The sequence below is a fragment of the Oceanobacillus picturae genome (assembly GCF_000612865.1).
Classification (GTDB): Bacteria; Bacillota; Bacilli; order Bacillales; family Amphibacillaceae; genus Oceanobacillus_B; species Oceanobacillus_B jordanicus.
Genome location: NZ_CCAX010000001.1, coordinates 1,925,625 through 1,947,416, shown reverse-complemented (window position 1 = coordinate 1,947,416; position 21,792 = coordinate 1,925,625). Strand labels below are relative to the sequence as shown.

The 21,792-nt window shown below is 41.3% G+C and carries 20 protein-coding genes; 17 read left to right on the top strand and 3 right to left on the bottom strand.

Annotated elements, in window-relative coordinates; genetic code table 11:
* The first annotated feature begins 71 nt into the window (after positions 1–71).
* From BN988_RS09790 to BN988_RS09760, 7 genes are all read left to right on the top strand, one after another.
* Positions 72–965 (top strand): carbohydrate ABC transporter permease, encoded by an 894-nt coding sequence (locus BN988_RS09790; protein ID WP_036575711.1) that lies wholly within the window; start codon positions 72–74, stop codon positions 963–965.
* A 16-nt stretch (positions 966–981) separates the two neighbouring features.
* Positions 982–1,809 (top strand): carbohydrate ABC transporter permease, encoded by an 828-nt coding sequence (locus BN988_RS09785; RefSeq protein WP_036575708.1) that lies wholly within the window; start codon positions 982–984, stop codon positions 1,807–1,809.
* Positions 1,810–1,853: 44 nt separating this feature from the next.
* Positions 1,854–3,188, top strand: coding sequence for a GH1 family beta-glucosidase (locus BN988_RS09780; protein ID WP_036575705.1), 1,335 nt, complete (start codon positions 1,854–1,856; stop codon positions 3,186–3,188).
* Positions 3,189–3,356: 168 nt separating this feature from the next.
* On the top strand, positions 3,357–3,887 hold the full coding sequence (locus tag BN988_RS09775; protein ID WP_036575703.1) for a GNAT family N-acetyltransferase: 531 nt from the start codon (positions 3,357–3,359) through the stop codon (positions 3,885–3,887).
* A gap of 162 nt (positions 3,888–4,049) precedes the next feature.
* Positions 4,050–4,826 carry an SDR family oxidoreductase gene (locus BN988_RS09770; RefSeq protein WP_036575701.1) on the top strand — a complete coding sequence of 259 codons (777 nt, stop codon included), beginning with the start codon at positions 4,050–4,052 and terminating at the stop codon, positions 4,824–4,826.
* 336 nt (positions 4,827–5,162) lie between these two features.
* Positions 5,163–6,563 carry a dipeptidase gene (locus BN988_RS09765; RefSeq protein WP_051557878.1) on the top strand — a complete coding sequence of 467 codons (1,401 nt, stop codon included), beginning with the start codon at positions 5,163–5,165 and terminating at the stop codon, positions 6,561–6,563.
* A 126-nt stretch (positions 6,564–6,689) separates the two neighbouring features.
* Positions 6,690–7,634 carry a sugar-binding transcriptional regulator gene (locus BN988_RS09760; RefSeq protein ID WP_036575699.1) on the top strand — a complete coding sequence of 315 codons (945 nt, stop codon included), beginning with the start codon at positions 6,690–6,692 and terminating at the stop codon, positions 7,632–7,634.
* Between the two features lie 208 nt (positions 7,635–7,842).
* On the opposite strand, the gene BN988_RS09755 is transcribed toward BN988_RS09760, so the two are convergent.
* The 3 genes from BN988_RS09755 to BN988_RS09745 all read right to left on the bottom strand — a co-directional run bounded on the left by BN988_RS09755 (position 7,843) and on the right by BN988_RS09745 (position 11,361).
* Positions 7,843–8,412: a hypothetical protein gene (locus BN988_RS09755; protein WP_036575696.1), complete on the bottom strand. Its 570-nt coding sequence runs from the start codon at positions 8,410–8,412 to the stop codon at positions 7,843–7,845.
* 234 nt (positions 8,413–8,646) lie between these two features.
* Positions 8,647–9,693 (bottom strand): zinc-dependent alcohol dehydrogenase, encoded by a 1,047-nt coding sequence (locus tag BN988_RS09750; RefSeq protein WP_036575694.1) that lies wholly within the window; start codon positions 9,691–9,693, stop codon positions 8,647–8,649.
* A 15-nt stretch (positions 9,694–9,708) separates the two neighbouring features.
* The gene (locus BN988_RS09745) at positions 9,709–11,361 is read right to left on the bottom strand and encodes a glycerol-3-phosphate dehydrogenase/oxidase (protein ID WP_036575691.1); all 1,653 of its coding nucleotides are present in this window, start codon (positions 11,359–11,361) and stop codon (positions 9,709–9,711) included.
* 215 nt (positions 11,362–11,576) lie between these two features.
* Between BN988_RS09745 and BN988_RS09740 the strand changes: the two genes are divergently transcribed.
* The 10 genes from BN988_RS09740 (at position 11,577) to lpdA (ending at position 21,654) form a co-directional block, all read left to right on the top strand.
* Positions 11,577–12,530 carry a sugar-binding transcriptional regulator gene (locus BN988_RS09740; protein ID WP_036575688.1) on the top strand — a complete coding sequence of 318 codons (954 nt, stop codon included), beginning with the start codon at positions 11,577–11,579 and terminating at the stop codon, positions 12,528–12,530.
* A 90-nt stretch (positions 12,531–12,620) separates the two neighbouring features.
* Positions 12,621–13,019, top strand: coding sequence for a transcriptional regulator GutM (locus tag BN988_RS09735; protein ID WP_036575685.1), 399 nt, complete (start codon positions 12,621–12,623; stop codon positions 13,017–13,019).
* Positions 13,007–13,552: a PTS glucitol/sorbitol transporter subunit IIC gene (srlA, locus tag BN988_RS09730; protein ID WP_036575683.1), complete on the top strand. Its 546-nt coding sequence runs from the start codon at positions 13,007–13,009 to the stop codon at positions 13,550–13,552. The genes BN988_RS09735 and srlA overlap by 13 nt, the downstream gene beginning before the upstream one ends.
* Before the next feature lie 27 nt (positions 13,553–13,579).
* A complete protein-coding gene (gene srlE, locus BN988_RS09725) occupies positions 13,580–14,632 on the top strand; it encodes a PTS glucitol/sorbitol transporter subunit IIB (RefSeq protein ID WP_036575680.1) in 1,053 nt (350 codons plus the stop codon).
* A 257-nt stretch (positions 14,633–14,889) separates the two neighbouring features.
* Positions 14,890–15,261 carry a PTS glucitol/sorbitol transporter subunit IIA gene (locus tag BN988_RS09720; protein ID WP_036575677.1) on the top strand — a complete coding sequence of 124 codons (372 nt, stop codon included), beginning with the start codon at positions 14,890–14,892 and terminating at the stop codon, positions 15,259–15,261.
* 30 nt (positions 15,262–15,291) lie between these two features.
* Entirely contained in the window at positions 15,292–16,584 is a 1,293-nt protein-coding gene (locus BN988_RS09715; RefSeq protein ID WP_036575674.1) for an NAD(P)H-dependent oxidoreductase, read from the top strand.
* A gap of 359 nt (positions 16,585–16,943) precedes the next feature.
* Entirely contained in the window at positions 16,944–17,924 is a 981-nt protein-coding gene (locus BN988_RS09710; RefSeq protein ID WP_036575671.1) for a thiamine pyrophosphate-dependent dehydrogenase E1 component subunit alpha, read from the top strand.
* A gap of 12 nt (positions 17,925–17,936) precedes the next feature.
* On the top strand, positions 17,937–18,920 hold the full coding sequence (locus BN988_RS09705; RefSeq protein WP_036575668.1) for an alpha-ketoacid dehydrogenase subunit beta: 984 nt from the start codon (positions 17,937–17,939) through the stop codon (positions 18,918–18,920).
* Between the two features lie 11 nt (positions 18,921–18,931).
* Positions 18,932–20,266: a dihydrolipoamide acetyltransferase family protein gene (locus BN988_RS09700; RefSeq protein ID WP_036575666.1), complete on the top strand. Its 1,335-nt coding sequence runs from the start codon at positions 18,932–18,934 to the stop codon at positions 20,264–20,266.
* An 11-nt stretch (positions 20,267–20,277) separates the two neighbouring features.
* Positions 20,278–21,654: a dihydrolipoyl dehydrogenase gene (gene lpdA, locus BN988_RS09695; RefSeq protein WP_036575664.1), complete on the top strand. Its 1,377-nt coding sequence runs from the start codon at positions 20,278–20,280 to the stop codon at positions 21,652–21,654.
* Positions 21,655–21,792: the final 138 nt, after the last annotated feature.

The window sequence follows — 21,792 nt, the reverse complement described above, 5'->3', positions numbered from 1 at the left end:
AAAACGCACATCTTAGCAAAAGGAAGAGCGAATGCGCGTTTATCTAAATTTTTTAGGTTAGGGGGAAGAGCATGGAAAAGACAAATCGTCGCGCCTATTTATTTATCGCCCCGTTTGTAATCGTGTTTCTGGTGTTTAATATCTATCCGATACTGCTTACTTTTTATTATAGTTTAACCAATTACAGTGGCATGGGTGGTATCGCAAATGCAGAGTTTGTTGGGTTTGGGAATTACATAAGACTTGTAACCGATAGTTATTTCTTTGAGGCTTTTGGAAACACGCTAAAAATATGGGGATTTAACTTTGTCGTACAGATGATGATTGCGCTTGGCTTGGCCTTGTTGTTTTCAGATATTCGACTGAAGCTCAAAGGTGTTGGACTGTTTAGAGCACTATTCTATCTACCTAATATTATCACGATAGCATCGGTTGCTTTGTTGTTTAATATATTACTTGATTGGAACCATGGGGCATTAAACCAAATGCTGCTTAGTCTCGGAATTATCGACTCTCCAATAAACTGGTTGAATTCCCCTGTCTATGCCCAATCTGCCGTCGCTTTAATCGGGGCTTGGATGTGGTTTGGGAACTCTTTCATTATTCTTTTGGCCGGTATTTCTGGTATTTCCCGAGATTATTATGAGGCTGCATATATTGATGGGGCAAGCTGGTGGCAGTCCTTTACAAACATTACCTTGCCACAACTAAAACCTATTTTGCTGTATGTATTAATTACCTCGATTATTGGTGGATTGCAGCTGTTTGATCTACCAATGCTTCTAACTGATACGCGCGGTGCACCTCAAGGCTCTCTTAATACGATGGTGTTGTATTTGTATAACCAAGCATTTAAGTATAATAACTTCGGATATGGCGCGACCTTGGCATACGGGTTGTTTATAATTACCGTGATCTTCTCGGCCGTCACCTTCCGCACAATGTATCGGAAGGAAGTTAAGTAAAGGGGGAGGGAAAGCGATGAAAAAAATTACGCTTCTAAAAGCATTTATCTATATTGCGTTAACTGTGCTTGTGATCATTTGTTTTGTTCCGTTTTATATGATGATCGTAAATGCGACGAGGTCCAATTCTGAGATCTTACAAGGGTTTACCTTAATTCCAGGGAGCGCGATTCTCGATAACTATCAAACACTTATTAGTTACATGGATGTCTGGCGTGGGTTTACAAACAGTTTAATAGTAGCTGTTTCTGTCACAGTGTTGAACGCCTATTTCTCTGCTTTGACTGCCTTTGCTCTCGTTGTCTATGAGTTTAAATGGAAGAATATTATCTTTGTGTCGTTTTTGGTTATGATGATGGTGCCAGGACAATTAGGCTTACTTGGCCTTTATGATTTAAGTGAAGCACTGGGCATGCTAGATTCTTATTGGCCATTGATTATCCCAGCCATTGCGGCGCCATTTACCGTCTTTTTCTTCCGACAATATTTAATTACCACAATGCATACCTCCATATTGGAGGCAGGAAGGATCGACGGCGCGACAGAGCTTCACATGTTCCACCGAATTGTGCTGCCATTGTTAATGCCTGCCATTGCTACGATGGGAATCTTTACTTTTATTGGATCATGGAACAACTACATTACACCATTAGTTATTTTGAGGTCACCTGAACTATTTACGTTACCTGTCATGATGGGCGCACTCCGCGGCTCACCTGTTGCGATGAATCTGGGAGCCATGTATCTTGGCATTGCGATTTCCGTAGTACCAATCATGATTGCATTTCTATTTTTATCCCGCTATATCATCAGCAGTATTTCAGCTGGTGCGATTAAAGGATAACGTACAATAAAATATTTTTGTTTTTATATAGGAGGATGTTTAGATTGAAAAAATTCGACCCTGCATTTGTGTTTGGTACGGCAACTTCTTCCTACCAGGTGGAAGGAGCAGTGAATAAGGATGGTCGATCGCCGTCGATCTGGGATACGTTCGCTGCTACACCTGGGAAGGTTTACCAAGGGGACACTGGTGAAGTAGCCTGTGACCACTATCATTTATATAAAGAGGATGTACAGCTCATAAAGCAGTTAGGTGTGGAAAGCTATCGTTTCTCCATTGCCTGGCCACGTATTTTCCCAAACGAGGGAGAGTATAATGAGGCTGGTATGCAATTTTATAAAAATTTAATTAGCGAATTAAAGGAACAGGGAATCAAGCCCGTTGTGACACTTTATCACTGGGATCTCCCCCAATGGGCTGAGGACAAGGGAGGCTGGGTGAACAGACAATCTCTTGAATGGTTTTACACGTATGCGAAAAAAGTGTTTGAAGAATTAGATGGAGAAGTGGACAGCTGGATTACCCATAATGAACCATGGTGCGCTGCATTTCTCGGTTATCATCAAGGAGTTCACGCACCTGGCCATACAAATGTAGAAGAAGCATTGAAGGCGGCACATCATATTCTAGTGTCCCATGGGCAAGCAGTGAAATTATTGAAAGAAACCATGAAGTCTGAGACGCCAATTGGCATTACCTTAAATCTAAGCCCGATTTACCCAGTAAGCCAATCCTTTAATGATAAGATTGCCGCTAATAATGCAGATGGTTATTCGAATCGCTGGTATCTAGATCCTATTTTTAAAGGGAGCTATCCAGCAGATATGGTCAATTTATTTTCCAAGTATGTACATGACTTTTCCTTTATTCATGAAGGGGATCTTGCAGAAATTTCGGTAGCATGTGATTTCTTTGGCATTAATTATTACAGTCGCCAGCTGGTGGAGTTCACGAGTGCAGGGGATTTTATGTACCGGGGAGGGCATTCGGATTATGCTAAAACGGGAATGGGCTGGGACGTGTCACCGAAGGAGTTCCAAGAGCTTATTCGCCGTCTGAGAAAGGAATATACCAATCTGCCAATTATCATAACTGAGAATGGTGCTTCCTATCCGGATAAACTCACAGAAGATGGTGCAGTCCATGACCCAGAAAGAATGGATTATATAAAACAACATCTACAAGCTATTGCAGAATTAAATGAGGAGGGTATGAATATTTCCGGATATTATGTTTGGTCCTTATTTGATAATTTCGAGTGGGCATTTGGTTACGAAAAACGATTTGGTATCGTACACGTAGACTTTGAAACACAAAAGCGAACATGGAAGGACAGTGCCAAATTCTATCAATCTGTTGTAGAAAAAAGAGAAGTGTGAGCTTGTTTATAGGGAGAGTTAGCCTGGGCCGTTAGTATGCCCAGGCTTTTGATATGGTGACAACGCACGAGAAGTGGATATAATAAGAGTAGAGAAAAGATGAAGGGACTGAACGATGCACAGATATCAATATTCTACTCTCATATTCTACTAAATTGGAGGAAGAAATTGATGAACGACCTTACGACAGAACGATTGACATTAAAAAGGATGCAAGAGAACGACGCGGCTGAGCTGTTTGCTATATGGTCAGACCCTGAAGTCACCAGGTTTATGAACATTCCCTCCTTTACCGGGGAAGATCAGGCGAAAGAAATGATCAACGTTTTAACAGAGCTGGCTAAAGAGAACAAGGCTCTCCGGTATACTATCCGGATGAAGGACAGTGGGAAAATTATCGGCAGTTGTGGCTATAACGTACTCGATTTTGAAAACCATAAAACAGAGCTGGGCTATGAACTGGCAAAGGAACATTGGGGAAAGGGTTACGCCTCAGAAGCTATTCATGCACTTACTAAGTATGCATATGCAGAATTAGGCTTTCACCGAATTGAAGCGAAGGTGGAGCCTGAAAATGACAATTCTATTCGATTGCTACAAAAACTCGGATTTACGTTTGAAGGCATTTTACGTGAAGCTGAGAAAGCAAAGGGGAGGTTCGTCGACCTCGCCCTGTATGCAAAGTTAAGTACAGACTAAAAAGTAGCGCCCCAATTGCATGAATCATTGGGGCGCTTTTAGGCTGGAACCTTTCCCCATTCTAACCCGTACAACAGAGGCTGGTATGTTATAAAAAGCAGAGAATCTTACATACATCTTCTGCAAAAGGGTATACTCCCTAAAAAAAGGTGGTATACGGTAATGGAAAATAAAGTTGCAATCATTACAGGTGCAGGTTCTGGAATTGGCAGGGCTTCTGCTTTACAATTGGCTCGAGCTGGAGCAAAAGTGGCACTGTTTGATCTTAAGGAAGAGAATGCAATGAAAGTACAACTGGAAATCGAAAAAGAAGGCGGGGAAGCGATTGTCTGTGAGACAGATGTTTCCAAACCAGAAGAGATGGAAGCAAGCTTTCAAAAGGTATCCAGTAAATGGGGACGTTTAGATGCAGTGTTTGCCAATGCTGGGATCAACGGCACAATTGCCCCCATTGAAGATTTAGACCCAGAGGAATGGGATAAAACATTGGAAACAAATCTCCGGAGCACGTTCCTATCAGTAAAATACGCCATTCCACATATGAAAGAAAATGGCGGCAGCATCGTAATCACAAGCTCCATCAATGGGAACCGTACCTTCACAGGGTTTGGCATGAGTGCGTACAGCTCATCCAAGGCTGGACAGATGGCCTTCGGGAAAATGGCTGCACTGGAGCTTGCGGAGTATGGGATTCGAGTGAACATCATCTGCCCTGGAGCAATTGAAACAAATATTGGGAAGAACACGTTTCCGGAAGAAGAGAATTTAAAAAAGGTGCAAATCCCAATAGAATTCCCAGAAGGCGGCCAGCCACTCGAGCATGGTGCAGGAAAGCCTGAGCAAGTGGCAAATCTCGTTCACTTTCTCCTGTCAGACCAATCCAGCCATATTACAGGTACCGAACTATTCATTGACGGAGCAGAGTCTTTGTTGAGATGATGTGTGGGGAGAGGGACGATATCATGTTAAAGTGAATCGTGAACAGCCAAAAGTGAAACCAAAGCATGGCGAAGTGAATCGAGAGCAGTGGAAAGTGAAACCAAAACATGGCGAAGTGAAACGTGAACAGCGGAAAGTGACGCATCACAGCTCGAGATAGACGTAGCTCTGCCCAAATGTGGCGTGCCGCAATTTAAAAGTGACGCAGCCCTACCCAAATGTGGTGCGGCCAAATCAGAAAGAGACGCAAGTAACACCAAAAGTGGCGCACCTCTAACCATCTTGCACAGCAAACAATAAAATAATTAAAAAAAGGGGGGAAGCATCACGTTGAATATGAAATTATTCTATATCATCCTGTCTATTGTCCTCGTGCTTCCTAATTCAACAACATTGCTTAGCAATATGAAAGGGGGAATAGGGATGATGGGATCAAATACTGCAGAAATTATTGTGGATGGGCATCAGGATGCACTGTATAAATCAATAGACTCTGAGACTTGGTTGCCGACAACAGATCTCGGGAAAAATACAGATTTTGAAGTTGATATCCCCAAGTTGCAAAAAGGAGGATTAAACGTCCCCTTTTTAGCTGCATATACACCAGGCTTTTATGGAAATGATGCGCGGAGCATAAGCCACACACTTGCGCAAATCTCCTCTTTATATTGGACGGCAGAAAATAATGCCGAGCAGCTACAAATCGTTTCACATGCACCTGATATCCTTGCCACTGCAAATCGTGGCAAAATTGCAGCTGTCCCAACAATTGAAGGGGCTTATTCCTTAAATAAGGAAAATGCTATAGAGCTAACTCGCCAATATCAAGATCTTGGCATCGCAGTAATGGGCTTTACGTGGAATTATTCCAACGCCCTTGGAGAAGGGGCCGATCAAATTTATGATGACCAGGCGAAAACGGCCTCATCAGGCGGTCTTACAGAACTTGGAGCGAAGGTAGTTAAAGAAATGAATAGTCTAGGGATGGCAGTGGATGTTTCCCATATGGCGGAGAGCACGTTTTGGGATGTAATGGAAACAACGAAGGCACCAGTTATTGCCACCCACTCTGGTGTTAAGGCATTAAAAGATCACCAGCGTAACCTAACAGATGAGCAACTCGTCGCACTAAAAGAAAATGGCGGTGTCATCGGAATTGTCTTTTATCCAGAATTTCTTACAGATTCGGGTGGAGCCACGATTTCTGATGTGGTAGATCACATTGATCATGCTGTTAAAATAATGGGAGTAGATCATGTTGCGATCGGCTCTGATTTTGATGGAGCTGAGCTGCCGAGTGATATAAAGGACTCCAGTGAAATTGGAAAAATAAAAGAAGCACTGACCGAACGAGGATACTCAGAGGAAGAGGTCAGCAAAATCATGGGTCTTAACACGTTGAGAGTGCTAAATGAGATCCAGGGAGCGGCAGACCGAGTGATCCGTGCCCAGGGACTTTCTATCATTCCTGAAGTAGAAATGGGAGAAAATCTTAATGAACGTACACCTACCCTAACTGCAGAATTGAAGGTGGAGGAAGGAACAGAGCTCGATCCGGAGAGCTTAAAAGTTATCGTGGATGGCATTTCAAACCAGGCAACGTATGATAAGAAATTAGCTATCCTATCTTTTACACCTAAAGAACCACTGAAGGAAAAATTCCATGTTGTCACCTTCCTAGGTGCAGATAAAGAAGGAAACGAGCAGAGGACAACGAGGATTTTTAGAGTGGAATAGGTATTGGGAAGCAAAACCCTTAACCTGACGCCTATTTCACCTTGACAGGACAACGAGCGGAAGTATATGATACATACATATGTATGAATGGTGAACATATGTAATCTAAGAGGGAAGAGAGATTTTATGCTGAATTGGGAAGATAGAAGATTAATGGTGAAAGTGGCCAAGCTTTATTACTTTGATGGTTGGACACAACAACAAATAGCGAATAAACATAATGTATCAAGGCCAGTAATTTCCAAACTATTAAACACAGCAAAAAAAGAAGGTATTGTTGAGATTTACATTAAAGATGAAACATCCCACACGGTGGATTTAGAGCAACAACTCGAAAAGAAGTATGGCTTAAATGAGGTAATTGTCGTGTCTACTGCAGGATTTGCACCGGAAATGGCGAAGCGACAACTTGGCCAGACTGCTGCCTCATATGTTTCCAAGAGTCTTACGAATATAAAAAGTTTAGGAATTTCCTGGGGATCTACGCTTCTATCCCTTGTAGAAGAATATCCGTATGAGCGTCGCAGCGATATTCATATTGTGCCAATAGTTGGGGGGATGGGAAGTGATTATGTTTATTTACATTCCAATCAACTGTCCTTTAATCTGGCACAAAAAATGAACGCATCCTGCTCATATCTATATGCCCCCGCAATGGTAGAAAGCCAGGATTTAAGAGAACGACTTGTTAGCTCAAAGGATATAGCTTTTGTGCTTGAAGAGGGAAGAAATGTAGATATGGCCGTAGTAGGTCTGGGTAACCCTTATAAAAGTTCTACGATGGAGAAGATTGGTTATCTAGATGAACAGGACTTAGCTTCCTTACGAAAAGCTGGGGTGGTAGGCGATATCAGTTCTAAGTTTTTTGATGCTGTCGGTGAGGAAGTAGATCATCCGCTGAATAACCAAGTCATAGGCCTTACCTTGGATGAAATACGTAAAATACCTAAGGTGATCGGGATAGTAGAGGGCTCCTACAAACTTGAAAGTATTGAAGCCGCACTACAGGGTGGATACTTAAATGTTCTCATTACAGATGATCGAACAGCACAGGAATTGGTGGAAGACTAATGGATATAGAAATAATTAGTAAAGAGGAAATTCAAAACAGGTGCTAAACATACTAAACGAGACAGTACGTTAGCACCGTAATAGTAAGCAAAAAAACCGCCTGGATATTTAAATCCGGGCTTTTTGTTTTAATGCAGTTAAATAAAAGGATGGTTTACCCAGCTGTAACCGTCCGTAAGACTCTCACTTCAAAATATGAAGTTTCACTTTACAATGGCTTCCTTTTAGATAAACCAAGAATACCTGCGACTAAACAAGAAATACAGATTCCAAGTAGAAAGGTAAAAGGGTTAAAGTATAGATAGTTTAGATGGATGCTTTTCCACCAAGTTAACCAATTATCAAGTGGATAGTAAAGCGCTTCTTTTATCGTTAAGACAAAATCCATTTGGGAAACAAATGAAAACCAAGTGATTGCTAACGTAATGGCAATGACTAATATACTAATCCAAGTCTTTTGCTTTGAGAGAATTTCAATAATCTTTTTTGAAAAAACAACACAGAAAGAGATAAATAGTAGGAAGGAGATAAAGATATTTGGTATAAACGGGTTGCCGTTTCCAGAACTGACCTCTGGGGATGGCGTCATCAAATCATAGATGAGATAAAAATTAAGTACATTTATTACCAAAGCGATAAGGAGCATACGATTGTTAATTTCTTTTTTTATGACGAACCATTTTGTTAATTTAACCATGATAAAAATGCCCATTGCAAGAGGGCTATATAAAATAATGAATATTAACATATCAGGTAATCCACTTATCCAACCATCCAAAAAATTCACCCCTTCATTATTAATTAACTAAACCAATCTGTCCAGATAGTTAGATAACTTTACTTTATAATACCATAATATTCAATAATTAATACCGAAGAAGCTATATGTTAAACTACCTTTTGCTAAGTTGTTATGTAAATCCTCTGCCTATAAATAAGTAAAGACCAAATCATAGGCGATTTGGTCTGGTCATTCTATCTCTTAAGTAAGTGGGAAACCTGCAAACATACTTTACTTTTTCTGCGTAGGTACAACCACCGATTTCAAACCTTCTTTACTTAATGCTGTTTCAAATGCTTTTTCTGTTTCTTCTAATGGGAAGGTGTGGGTAACAAAAAAAGAAAAGTCCAGTAAACTTTGATCAATCCATTTTACTGCTTCCATGTGAAGATGTCTTGGAGCACCATGGGTCCCAACAATTTTTAGTTGCTTATAAATAATTGGGTTCGTATTGATTGGCATGTCGGTGACACTTTTAATCCCTGCGAAGTACAACACGCGTCCTGTTGTTCTAGCAAGAATTAGCGCCTCATTTTGAACTGCTGGCGACGGCGCTGTCACGATGACAGCATGTGCACCAAGTCCCTCTGTTTCCGCCATGACGCTGTCCACTGTGTTTTCCCTGTTCGGGTCAATGACAATATCTGCGCCAATTTCGAGTGCTTTCTTTTGCCTATCTTTAGAACGCTGGACTGCAATTATTTTCGCAGCACCCATACGCTTCAATGCAGCAATATACATGCAACCGATTGCGCCCGCTCCGTAAACGACAACAGTTTCTCCAGCATGTACTTCTAATTCTTGGAGGCCACTTAACACACAGGAAAACGGTTCGGATAAGCAGGCAAGCTTGTAAGACGTCGTAGCCGCAATTCGCTGAACAGATCCGTTGCGAATAAAGAGACTTGGCAATACTACATACTCAGCGAATCCACCATCAACTTGATAGCCAATTGACCAGCCCTTGACACAATGATGCCCTTCATTTGCCTGGCAAAAGTGACAGGTGCCACAAGGCATATGGGCACCAAGTGTTACACGATCGCCAATTTGAAAGCGATACACCTCCGGCCCGATTTCGACGATTTCTCCTGCTATTTCATGCCCAGTGATACGAGGATAATCTACACGGTCATCCCCGTTCTGGAAAATGCGCAGGTCTGAACCACATACACCTACAGCATGAACTTTCAGCAATATTTCATCGTCCTGTATACTTGGACGTTCTCTTTCTGTAAGCTTTAAGCTCCTTTTTCCGGTAAGTTCGACTGCTTTCATCCAATGTCTCCCCCTTTATGCTTCTTTAAATGTCACGGCTTTCGTAATTAAATAATTCATTTCTCGTCTTTCTTCCTCTTCTTTTGCACTGTCCCATTGCAGGATTGTCGCCATTTCTTTCGCAACATAGGGTAGCGACCTTTTCACTTTTTCAAGGTTGAAAAGGAGATAACTTGTTCGGCGGTCATAGAAATCTATTAAGGATGCTACCATTTCGTGCTGAATAGTGTAGTGTACTTCTGCAAGGACATCTCGCTCTTCTTTATCGGTATAAGTGGTGTTCAGCTCACTGATTAGGTGAAGTAGCTTTTCTGTATTTGATCCATAACGAAGGACATAGTTCATGATCTCTTCTGCAGTCAACTCGAGATCATGATACATGCCGTGTAGTTTACGGGCATAATGATTCATTTCTTCATTGGAATCAAATTTGCCTCCGGAAAGCTTCACTGTATCCGTTTGGGTGCCGTTTAAGTGAATACCAGCCTTTGCTTCAATATGAGTTAACACTCTATCAGCCATTTTACGGTAACCAGTTAATTTTCCGCCTGCAATCGTAACAAGGCCTGTATCCGATTCAAAGATTTCGTCATGCCTTGAAAGTTCTGATGGCGATTTACCTTGTTCTCCAATAAGCGGACGAATACCAGCCCAGCTTGAGGTGATGTCTTTTTCCGTGAGATTCACATCTGGAAACATATCATGCAGACATCCTAGCAAATAAGTAACCTCTGACTTGTTGACATGAATGTCATCCATATTCTGACTATAGAGAGACTCTGTTGATCCTACATAGGTTCTGTCACCAACTGGAATAACAGCAATCATTCTACCTTTATGCTGAAAATAAATAGAAGAAGAAACGGGTAGATCACGATATTGGAAAACAAGATGGATTCCCTTAGCAAGTACCATGTATTTCCCTTCAATTGGTCGATCTTTCTTTCTGACTTTATCAACCCATGGACCAGCAGCATTGACAATGTGTTTTGCTGTGATCGTGAAGGTTTGCTCCCCAATGTGGTCTCTGGCAACGACCCCTTTCACCTGGTTTTGTTCATTCTTTAGAAATTCTGTCATTTCCGCATAGTTCAAGGCAGAGGCTCCAGCCTCAGCAGCTGTTTTGGCAACTTCCATTGTTAGCCGACTATCATCTGTTCGGTACTCTACATACTCTCCGCTCCCTTGAACAGTATCTTTATTAAACAATGGTTCTCTTTTTAGCGTTGTCTTCTTCGAATAGATGGTATGTCTTTCCTCTTTTTTTACGCCTGCCAATCGATCATAGAGAGTGAGACCTGCTTTTAATGTTACAAGATTATAAGATTCCTTTTTTACTAGTGGAAAGTTCATTTTAATTGGATAGACAAGATGGCGAGCGTTATTATATACAATCGCTCTTTCGCGCCCTGTTTCTTTTACAACTGGGAAATCAAGGTTTTGTAGATATTTTAGCCCGCCATGAATTAGCTTCCCAGATCGACTGCTCGTGCCAGAAGCAAAGTCATTTCTTTCGATGAGCGCTACCTTTAACCCTCTTGTCGCAGCATCTAATGCAATTCCGCTCCCGGTTATGCCGCCACCTATAACCAATACATCGAAATGATCTGCTTCCATTCTTTTCACTATTGTCTCACGTGACACAGTAGAGAAGATTTCTGTTTTCATTCGTGCATCCCCTTTTTATCTTATTTACAAATGTTCGATGTGGTATCATTAGTAAAAATACACATTCAGTATAACGTTGTTGAAATTTTTAGTCAATAAAGGGCTTACAATTGTGCGGTGTTTGAACGGTGAGTATAATTGATACCGCTTCCATTAATGAAAATTTGTGGTAATCTTATAGCATCATAGATGGATATACGTAAGGGGGAAAAGAAGTGGATACAAAAGAACGAAAATTTATTGTGAAGATTGCTAAACTCTATTATTTAGAGGGGTGGACCCAAAGCCAAATAGCTAAAAAAGTGGGTTTATCACGCCCAATTATTTCCAAAGCACTTAAGCAGGCAAAGGAGAAAGATATTGTAGAAATCTATATAAAAGATGAAGCAGCTCACACAGTAGAACTAGAAATGCAGTTAGAGAAAAGGTATGGACTCAAAGAAGTTCTCGTTATTGCGGGGAAAAATGGAAGTAGAGAAAAGACACAAAGCCAATTAGGTAATGTCGCCGCAAATTACTTAGCCAAACGGTTAGATGAAGTTCGGACAGTTGGAATCTCATGGGGAAAATCTATGGAGGCCATGGTTGAGGCGTTTCCTAACATGGAAAAGCCCCATATACACATTGTTCCACTGATCGGCGGAATGGGGCAGTCTCATGTAAACTATCATTCTAACCATTTAACCTTCGAGCTGGCGCAAAAATTAAATACGCGCTCCTCTTATTTGTACGCTCCGGCTGTGGCAGAAACCACTGAGTTTAAAAAAGAAATTATTGCATCTAAAGATGTGGCAGAAGTGTTAGAGGTTGGGAAAAGAGTAGATATTGCGGTAGTCGGGGTTGGGCACCCTGTTATTCAGACAACGATGAAAGAGTTAGGGTACTTAAGTGAAGAAGATATTCAGACACTACAAGAAACAGAGGCTGTAGGGGATATTAACTCCAATTTTTACAATGCTGCAGGTGAACTGATTCATCACTCGCTTAATGACAGACAGATTGGCCTAAGCCTTGAGGACATAAAAAAAATACCGGAAGTAATTACCATTGTGCAGGGTGCACACAAAGTTGAAAGCGTTCGGGTAGCCTTAGAAGCAGGGATATTAACCACTTTAGTCATGGATGACCAGACAGCGGAATTGCTTTTGGAAAGTAGCTCATTAAATTAGTATTCAAAAATCATTGACAATTCAATGTAAGCGTTTTATTATGTTTACAAACGTCATAATCTTTTACAAGTGTAAAGGTGGGGGGTAAAATTGTGGGGAACATTCATTCTTGTGTTTGCAGGTATCTGGGCACTACAGTTTTTGTTAACACAGCTTCAAGTGAAGCATTACAGAGCAAATATTAAAGAATTTGCTAAACGAAAAGCAGGATATCTCGGTACTGGCTACTACAAAAAGACACTAGGTACGGGCGCGCTTATGCTAATCGTGTGTGATGAACAAATGGAGATTGTGGAAGCTCGAATTATGAAAGGGCTTACTGTGTTTGCGAGGTTTCGTAATATGAACAAACTTATTGGCATGCAGCTGGAATCAAGCAAGGAAGCAGAATTTTTATCCATTAAAGAAAGAAATGCATTGCAAGGTGCTATCGATATGATTAAAAAAGAAGTAAACAAAGGAGAGGGGAATGAAGCATGGATTTCTTAATTAATTTAGCTGAAGGTTTTATCGGTATGTTTGAGGCCGGTGGAGAACAATTTATGGGGCTCGTCACAGGTATTATTCCGTTATTAGTCGTTCTTATTACAGCAGTAAATGCCGTCATAAAATTTATCGGGGAAGACAAAGTAAATGCCTTTGCCCAAAAGTGTACGAAATATTTCATTCTAAGATATACCGTTTTTCCGTTTATCGCCGTTTTCTTCCTAACTAACCCGATGTGTTATACATTTGGACGCTTTTTACCTGAGAGACAAAAGCCAGCTTTCTATGACTCGGCTGTTTCGTTTGTTCATCCGGTAACAGGGCTTTTCCCACATGCTAATCCAGCTGAGTTGTTTGTCTACATGGGGGTTTCGGCAGGGATCACGTCACTAGGTTTATCATTAGGACCATTGGCTCTACGCTTTTTACTAGTTGGAATTGTTGTAATGTTACTTAGAGGTTTAGTGACAGAGATTATTACAGACCGCATGATCAAAAACAAAGCGAAGAATGCAGAAGCGAACGTTGCATCTTAATTTAGCTCGGGAGAGGAGAAGAATATAATGAGTGAATATAAAGCTGTAAAAATATCAAAGGGTCCATCTGGATGGGGAGGACCATTAATCATTGAACCTACAGATAATCAAAAGTATATTTTATCAGTTACTGGTGGCGGAATTCACGCAGTAGCACAGGAAATTGCTGATCTTACTGGTGGGATAGCGGTTGATGGATTCGAAAAATCAATTCCAAACGAAGAGGTAGCTGCCGCTGTTATCAACTGTGGTGGAACAGCAAGAAGTGGGGTCTATCCTCGACTTGGCATTAAAACAGTAAACACGTTCAGTAATTCGCCATCAGGCCCGCTCATGAAGTTTATTAATGAGGGCAACTTCGTTTCTGGAGTCGATATTGCGCAAATTGCATCCACAGATAACTCCGAAGCAGCAGCTGCAATAGACAAATCACAGGACCCAACATCACAAGACAGCTCTTTGCTTGATAAAAATGTTGCCCAGCAAAAGAAGCAACAAGCAAAAGACGCAGTGGCACAACAGAAGCAACAAAGGGGCAAAAAGAATCCGATTATGCGGTTCATCGAAGTACTTGGAAATAAAGTAGGTAATGTAGTAAGTATCTTTTTCCAATCTGGTCGAGATACGATTGATACAATCATAAAAAATATTTTACCATTCATGGCATTTGTAAGTGCGCTTATTGGGATTATTAATTATACCGGTATTGGTGATATTATTGCGGAGTTTGTTGCACCGATGGCGACTAGTTTAATAGGGATGTTAATTCTATCATTAATAGCTTCCATTCCGGTAATCTCTCCATTGCTTGCACCTGGAGCTGTTATTGCACAGGTTGTTGGTGTATTAATAGGGGTGGAAATTGGAAATGGAAATATCCCTCCACAGATGGCACTACCAGCATTGTTTGCGATTAACCCGCAAGTAGGAACGGACTTCGTACCAGTCGGATTGACGCTTGGAGAAGCAGAGCCGGAAACAGTGGAAGTAGGTGTACCTGCAGTTCTATTTTCAAGGTTGATTACAGGACCAGCAGCAGTAGTCATCGCATACTTTGCTAGCTTTGGTTTATATAGCTAAAAAACATAATTTTCATTCGGTTTCGTCAAATCTATTGACCTAAAAAAGAAAACGCTTTATAATTACAAATGTAACTAACCATTACATTTGTAATTTTTATTTTAAGAGATAAAGGAAAGTAGCGTTTTAACTAGAGTAAGCTGATGCGGTTGAATTTTGAAGTCTAAAGGAAAACGTGCCCATTCGCACAGATAGTGAAGAATTGTTTTTTCTACAGGAGTAATTAGATACAAGACTAGTAATGAAGGAGAGAGAAAATGGAGATGACCAAACCTTATGTAGACGTAAACGTTGTTCAAGTAGGACAGGACGCCGAATTAATGCTTGAGGAAAACATGATTATTCTTTTTAACAGCAGTGTCCCTAATGATTTAAAAGAAATTGCTGTTGTGCATGATGGTGGAAGCTTGTCGATAGCATTACAAGCAGGGGATGAAATGTTAATCGATGAGGAAGTCTTCAAGGTATTGTTTGTGGGAGATAAAGCAAATGAAACATTGACTGAATTAGGTCATGCAACTTTTCACTTTAACGGTGAGTCCCATTCAGATATGCCAGGAACGGTTTGTTTAGAAAATAAGACGATCCCTCCGATTAACGAAAATACCGTCATTTCATTTAGAAGATAAATAGAATACAACTGTGAGGAGTGGAGAAATATGCTTGGTTTGAATAGAAAGTTGCAAAGACTAGAAAATGAAGGTTCCTATATAAAAGTAGGACTTATTGGTGCAGGCCAAATGGGAAGAGGGATGATTTCTCAGATAGAAGGTATGAAAGGGATGCGTGTTGTTATCACAGCTGACCTACAGGTAGATAACATTAAGAATGCGTATACACATGCAGGAATTGAAGCAGCAAATGTTATCACAACAGATGTTAAAGAAGAAGCTGCTTCAGCAGTAAAACATAACCAAGTGGTGGCAACAACCGACATGAAGCTTGTAACATCACTCGATGAAGTAGATGTTGTCGTAGATGCGACTGGTGTACCAAATATAGGAGCAGAGATTGCTTGGGATTCCATCTTGAACCGAAAGCATATTGTTATGCTTAATGTAGAAGCTGATGTAACCGTTGGTCCATTACTGAAGAAAATGGCGGACGCTTCAGGTGTTGTGTACACAGGTTCTGCCGGTGATGAACCTGGCGCTATTATGGAGCTTTATGATTTTGCGGATGCAATGGGCTTTGAAATCGTTGCTTTAGGAAAAGGAAAAAACAATCCGCTTAATTTGGAGGCAAACCCAGCTACAGCCGAAGAAGAGGCTTTATCAAAAGGTTCTAGCCCGAAAATGTTAGCATCCTTCCAAGATGGTACAAAAACAATGGTAGAGATGAATGCGGTTGCAAATGCTACAGGCTTCCTTCCAGATAAACCTGGTATGCATGGATTCAGTGGTTCGGTATCTGAGCTACCTGGACTATTTCTGGAAGAAGAAAAAGGCGGTAAAGTAAAAAATAAAAAAGTGGTTGATTTTGTAAACGGGATTGCACCAGGTGTGTTTGCAATTATTGCTTCAGATAAAGACGAAGTAAATGCGGAGATGAAGTATCTTAAAATGGGCGATGGCCCTAATTACGTGTTATACCGTCCATACCACCTAACAAGTCTAGAGACACCTCTTTCCATTGCAAAAGCTTATTTTGATCATGAGCCTACCATTGCACCATATTATGGATTGCAGGGTGAAACAGTAACAGTGGCGAAAAAGGATTTAGAAGAAGGAGAATATCTAGATAATATAGGAGGCTTTACCGTTTACGGGAAGCTGTTAAAAGCCTCTGAAGCAAAAGAAATGAATGCTCTGCCATTAGGATTAATCGATCAAAACGTGCAACTGAAAAGATCGATCAAGAAAGGCGAGACCATCACATATGATGATATTATACAAACAAAAGAAACAACTATTTGGAAGCTTCGTGCCATCCAAGATAAAGACTTTTCTTAGAAATGATAAAAAATATAAAAAAGATTTTGCTTTAAATTGTTCATAGACTGAAATGGCCACATCCAGTTCTTGCGCCCAAAGACTAGCGAGACTTCCCTCACCTCCGTACGATAAGTCAACATCGGCTTTCTTCGATCGCCGTGTTTTCTTTATCTCCTGCGGTTCTGTCCAGTCCGTACGTCTTTACCCAGGGCGCCTTGCCCTTTTGATCAAAGCCTCTCCACAATTAAATACTGTGTAGAGGCTTTTCTTTTAGAGGAGGAGAAAACGCTTTAATTATTCTTGACGTTTTTAGTGTTTAAAGGTATTCTTATTACAAATGTAAACACAATGAACAAATGTAAAAAGGAGCGATAAAAATGACAAAGCTATCATTGCCAGAGAATATTACGAACGAAAAGCTTACGGATCTCTATAAAGAAATGTGGCTCATTCGTTTTTTTGATGAAAAGGTAGATGAATTTTTCGCAAAAGGTCTGATTCATGGTACAACCCACTTGGCTGTGGGACAGGAGGCAAGTGCTTCTGGTCCATGCGCTGTTTTACGGGATGAAGATAAAATTACGAGTACACATAGAGGGCATGGCCACTGTATTGCCAAAGGCGCTGACGTTAATAGAATGATGGCAGAGCTTTTTGGTAGAACAACAGGTTACTGTAAAGGTAAAGGCGGTTCCATGCATATTGCCGATGTAGAGAAAGGGAATCTTGGTGCAAATGGCATTGTTGGGGGAGGTATCCCCTTAGCAGTAGGGTCTGCACTCACATCTTCTATGAAAAAGCTAAACTATGTAACGGTTTGTTATTTTGGGGATGGAGCAACGAATGAAGGAAGCTTTCACGAAGCACTGAATCTAGCAGCGGTTTGGAATTTGCCAGTCGTCTTTATTTGTGAGAATAACCAGTACGGAATGTCTGGACCTGTAAAGGATATGGTTAAAATTCCGGATATCGCAACGCGCGCTGACTCCTATGGCTTTCCTGGTGTAGTGGTTGATGGTACCGATATGGTTGATCTGATGAACGTGAGCCATGAAGCGGTAGAACGAGCACGTAACGGGCAGGGCCCAACGTTAATTGAAGCAAAAACATACAGGTGGAAGGGTCACTCGAAAAGTGATGCGAAGAAATATCGGACACGTGAAGAAGAAAAAGAATGGAGAGCAAAGGATTCCATTAAACGATTCAAGGACGTACTTATTGAGGCAGGTGTAATTACAGAAGAAAAAGCGGAGCAGCTTAAGCAAGAAGCGAAGAAAGAGATTGAGGATGCTGTTGAATTCGCAAAAGAAGGCCCAATGCCTAGTAAAGAAGATTTATTAACAGATGTTTACGCTTAAGGAGGGGAAACAATGAGGGAGATAACGTACTTAGAGGCAGTAAGAGAAGCAATGAGTCAGGAAATGCGTAAGAATGAGGATGTTTTTATTTTAGGAGAAGATATTGGCGTTTATGGAGGAGCATTCGGTGTAACGCGAGGAATGATCGAGGAATTCGGACCAGAACGGATACGTAACACCCCGATAAGTGAGTCGGCAATTGCCGGAACAGCAGTAGGAGCGGCATTAACGGGAATGCGCCCAATCATGGAGCTGCAATTCTCTGATTTCATTACAATCGCTATGGACCAAATTGTGAACCAAGCAGCGAAACTGCGTTATATGTATGGTGGGAAAGGAAAGGTACCAATGGTGCTCCGTACGCCAAGTGGGTCAGGAACGGGAGCGGCAGCCCAACATTCACAAAGCTTAGAGGCTTGGGTAACACATATTCCTGGATTAAAGGTTGTCCAGCCATCCACTGCATATGATGTGAAAGGGCTTTTAAAAGCCGCGATGGATGATGACAACCCGGTTATCTTTTATGAACATAAATTACTTTATAAAACAAAGGACGATGTTCCCGAAGAGCAATATTCTATCCCGCTTGGCCAGGCGGATGTAAAGCGTGAAGGAAAAGATGCCACCATTGTTGCTACTGCCATCATGGTGCATAGAGCATTAGAAGCAGCAGAAGAATTAGAAAAAGAAGGGATCAACGTAGAAGTTATCGATCCACGCACTCTTGTGCCATTAGATACAGAAACCATTATAAAATCTGTTTCCAAAACGGGTCGCCTTGTAGTTGTTCATGAAGCTGTAAAGCGCGGTGGTTATGGTGGAGAGATTGCGAGCATGATTGCGGAGAGCGAAGCGTTTGATTATTTGGATGCACCAATTAAGCGTTTAGGTGGTGCACCATCCCCTGTTCCATACAATCCGGAACTAGAAAAAATGCATGTGCCACAAAAAGAGGACATTGTGCAGGCAGTAAAAGAAACATTAAATAGAGCATAGGGGGGAGACGGATGGCGAAGGAAATTTTTATGCCGAAGCTGAGTAGTACGATGGAGGTTGGTACCTTGCTTCAATGGTTTAAAAAAGAGGGCGAAGAAGTAGAAGTAGGCGAACCTCTTTTTGAGATTATGACAGACAAGATAAATATTGAAGTGGAGTCCTATGAAGAAGGTATTCTACTTAAAAAATATAATGAAGTAGATGATGAGGTACCTGTAAATGCTATTGTCGGCTATATAGGAGAAGCAAATGAAAGTGTACCAGATTCGCCGCCAATTCCTGGTTCGGATGATAACGAAACAGCTGAGCAAGCGGAGCAGGAAACAGTCTATGTAAGCGAGCAAAATGAAAAAGTAGAGCGCGAAGCTGGTGGAAAAGTAAGAGCCACACCTGCAGCAAGACGCGTTTCTCGCGAACAAGGTGTTTCCCTTGAAAATGTAAATGGCAGTGGGCCAAAAGGGCGAATTCATGCGGCAGATGTAGAAGCCTCTTCTGAAAAAGTTACACCAAGACGTCATACACCACTTGCTGGTAAGGTTGCAGAAAATGAAGGCGTATCACTGGGAAGTGTTCAAGGAACTGGTGCTAACGGAAAGATTACGAAATCAGATGTGCTATCTGCATCCAGTGGGCAAATAGAAACATCCAACCAAGAACCATTAGAGCGTGTTAAGCTAAAAGGTCTTCGTAAAGCAGTTGCAGACAAAATGCTGGAAAGTGCGCGCTCGATCCCGCATGTTACGCTGACGGCAGAGGTTGATATGTCGGCAACCGTGGAGGTCCGGAAATCTCTGCTACCAATCATTGAAAAGCAAACAGGTTACCGTCTATCCTATACAGAAATCATTATGAAGGCAACAGCCCATGTACTTGGTAATCATAAAAAACTAAATGCTGCGCTAATAGACAACGAGATTGTCTTTAATAAGTCAGTTAATCTAGGGCTGGCCGTAGCGGTCGAAAGCGGATTAATTGTCCCTTCTGTTCCAAACGTCCAAGACAAAGGACTTGCTGAACTAACGGTGGCAAGCAAAGAGCTTGGTGCAAAAGCTAGAGAAAATAAATTAAAACCAGCGGAAATGACAGGCAGCACATTTACGATAAGCAATCTTGGCATGTATGCAATCGAAGGGTTTACACCCATTATCAACCCACCCGAAACTGCAATTTTAGGTGTGGGAAGAATGGCAGATAAGCCAGTTGTCGTCGATAAATCAATTGAAATAAGACCAATTATGGTCCTAAGTTTGTCCTTTGATCATAGGGTCATTGATGGAGCCCCAGCTGCTGCTTTTCTAACAGAGTTGAAAGAAAGATTAGAAAACCCATTTGGGTTGTTAGTCTAGGGGGTTAAACAATGGAGAAATTTGATCTAGTTATCGTCGGGGCAGGCCCGGGAGGCTATGTTGCAGCAATACGTGCAGCAAAGGAAGGGAAAAAGGTTGCACTAATTGAAGGCCGGGATCTTGGTGGAACATGTTTAAATCGTGGCTGTATTCCCTCCAAGACAATGTTGAAGCATGCTGAAGTCCTGAACCAAATTAAAGAAGCAGAAAAGTTTGGCATACAGGTTTCCTCTTTTTCCTATTCACTAGAACAAATGGTGTCAAGGAAAAACAAGGTTATTAAGCAATTAAAGAGCGGGATAGAGGGGTTATTAAAACAAAATAAGATAACACTCTATCAGGGATATGGAACAGTACAAAAGGATAAAACCATTACGGTTTTGTCAGACGAGCAAGAATCGAAACTTGCAGCAGAGCATATTATCCTAGCAAATGGCTCAAAACCTTTTGTACCAGATTTACCGGGACTCGAGGATATTGCGTATGATACAAGTGATACGATATTTGATATCCAAGCAGTACCTAAGCATCTCGTAATCGTAGGTGGTGGTGTCATTGGGCTGGAGATCGCCTGTATCTTTAATAGTATGGACACAAAAGTAGAAATCGTGGAAATGGCAGACCGCATTTTACCTAGTGAAGACAAGGACGCGAGTGCCTTTTTAGCGAAGCAACTAAAAAAAGCTGGGGTCAAGATTCATACGGAAACAAAAATCACGTCGTTTACGAAAGAGGACGGCGAGACAAAAGTGGAAATGCAGCATAAAGGTGAGATACAAAGCCTCAAAACAGACCACGTGCTAATGAGTGTTGGCAGAGTGCCAAATGTGATGGGACTTGAATTATTAGACCTTGAGATGGATGGCAAGTTTGTGAAGGTGGATTCCAACATGCAGACATCTGTGCAAGGGATTTATGCGATTGGAGATCTTGCTGGTGGCTACCAGCTAGCGCATGTAGCAAGTGAGGAAGGGATTAAAGCTGTAAACCATATTGTCGGAAACCCGGTTGTTGATGCAGCGGTGCCTCGATGTGTCTACACCTTCCCGGAAATTGCCAGTGTTGGTCTATCGGAAGAGAAGGCAATCGAACTCGGCCATGACATAGAAACGAAAAAAGTAGACTTAGCGGGGAACGGAAAAGCAATCGCTGCTGGCGAGAATACAGGATTTATGAAGCTAATAGCAGAGAAAAAATTTGGTGAAGTAATAGGCGTTGTGATGGTGGGTGCCCATGTGACGGAAATGATAAGTCAAGCAACTTCCTTCATGCACTTAGAAGGAACTGCAGAAGAGATGGACTCGATGATCTTCCCACACCCTACCGTATCGGAGGCATTATCCGAGGCAGCTGCTTCTTGGCTTGGAAAAGGGATTCATTATAAGTAGTTTTCTTATGACGTTAGCAGTGTAGGAATGCTAACGTCTTTTTATACTCATTAAAAATTAATTAAAATATCGGACAATTTAACTAATAAAATCTGAAATGAAAGCGCATTCAAAAATAGCGTGAATTGAAATATAATA

Bases quoted from the DNA above. Each gene is read 5' to 3' on its own strand.
- lpdA (WP_036575664.1), top strand. From the start codon at position 20,278: ATGGAGAAATTTGATCTAGTTATCGTCGGGGCAGGCCCGGGAGGCTAT.
- BN988_RS09700 (WP_036575666.1), top strand. From the start codon at position 18,932: ATGGCGAAGGAAATTTTTATGCCGAAGCTGAGTAGTACGATGGAGGTT.
- BN988_RS09750 (WP_036575694.1), bottom strand. From the start codon at position 9,693: ATGAAAGCAGTCGAACTTACCGGAAAAAGGAGCTTAAAGCTTACAGAA.
- BN988_RS09720 (WP_036575677.1), top strand. From the start codon at position 14,890: ATGGAGATGACCAAACCTTATGTAGACGTAAACGTTGTTCAAGTAGGA.
- BN988_RS09765 (WP_051557878.1), top strand. From the start codon at position 5,163: ATGAAATTATTCTATATCATCCTGTCTATTGTCCTCGTGCTTCCTAAT.
- BN988_RS09770 (WP_036575701.1), top strand. From the start codon at position 4,050: ATGGAAAATAAAGTTGCAATCATTACAGGTGCAGGTTCTGGAATTGGC.
- BN988_RS09710 (WP_036575671.1), top strand. From the start codon at position 16,944: ATGACAAAGCTATCATTGCCAGAGAATATTACGAACGAAAAGCTTACG.
- BN988_RS09715 (WP_036575674.1), top strand. From the start codon at position 15,292: ATGCTTGGTTTGAATAGAAAGTTGCAAAGACTAGAAAATGAAGGTTCC.
- srlA (WP_036575683.1), top strand. From the start codon at position 13,007: ATGGATTTCTTAATTAATTTAGCTGAAGGTTTTATCGGTATGTTTGAG.
- srlE (WP_036575680.1), top strand. From the start codon at position 13,580: ATGAGTGAATATAAAGCTGTAAAAATATCAAAGGGTCCATCTGGATGG.
- BN988_RS09785 (WP_036575708.1), top strand. From the start codon at position 982: ATGAAAAAAATTACGCTTCTAAAAGCATTTATCTATATTGCGTTAACT.
- BN988_RS09705 (WP_036575668.1), top strand. From the start codon at position 17,937: ATGAGGGAGATAACGTACTTAGAGGCAGTAAGAGAAGCAATGAGTCAG.
- BN988_RS09760 (WP_036575699.1), top strand. From the start codon at position 6,690: ATGCTGAATTGGGAAGATAGAAGATTAATGGTGAAAGTGGCCAAGCTT.
- BN988_RS09790 (WP_036575711.1), top strand. From the start codon at position 72: ATGGAAAAGACAAATCGTCGCGCCTATTTATTTATCGCCCCGTTTGTA.
- BN988_RS09745 (WP_036575691.1), bottom strand. From the start codon at position 11,361: ATGAAAACAGAAATCTTCTCTACTGTGTCACGTGAGACAATAGTGAAA.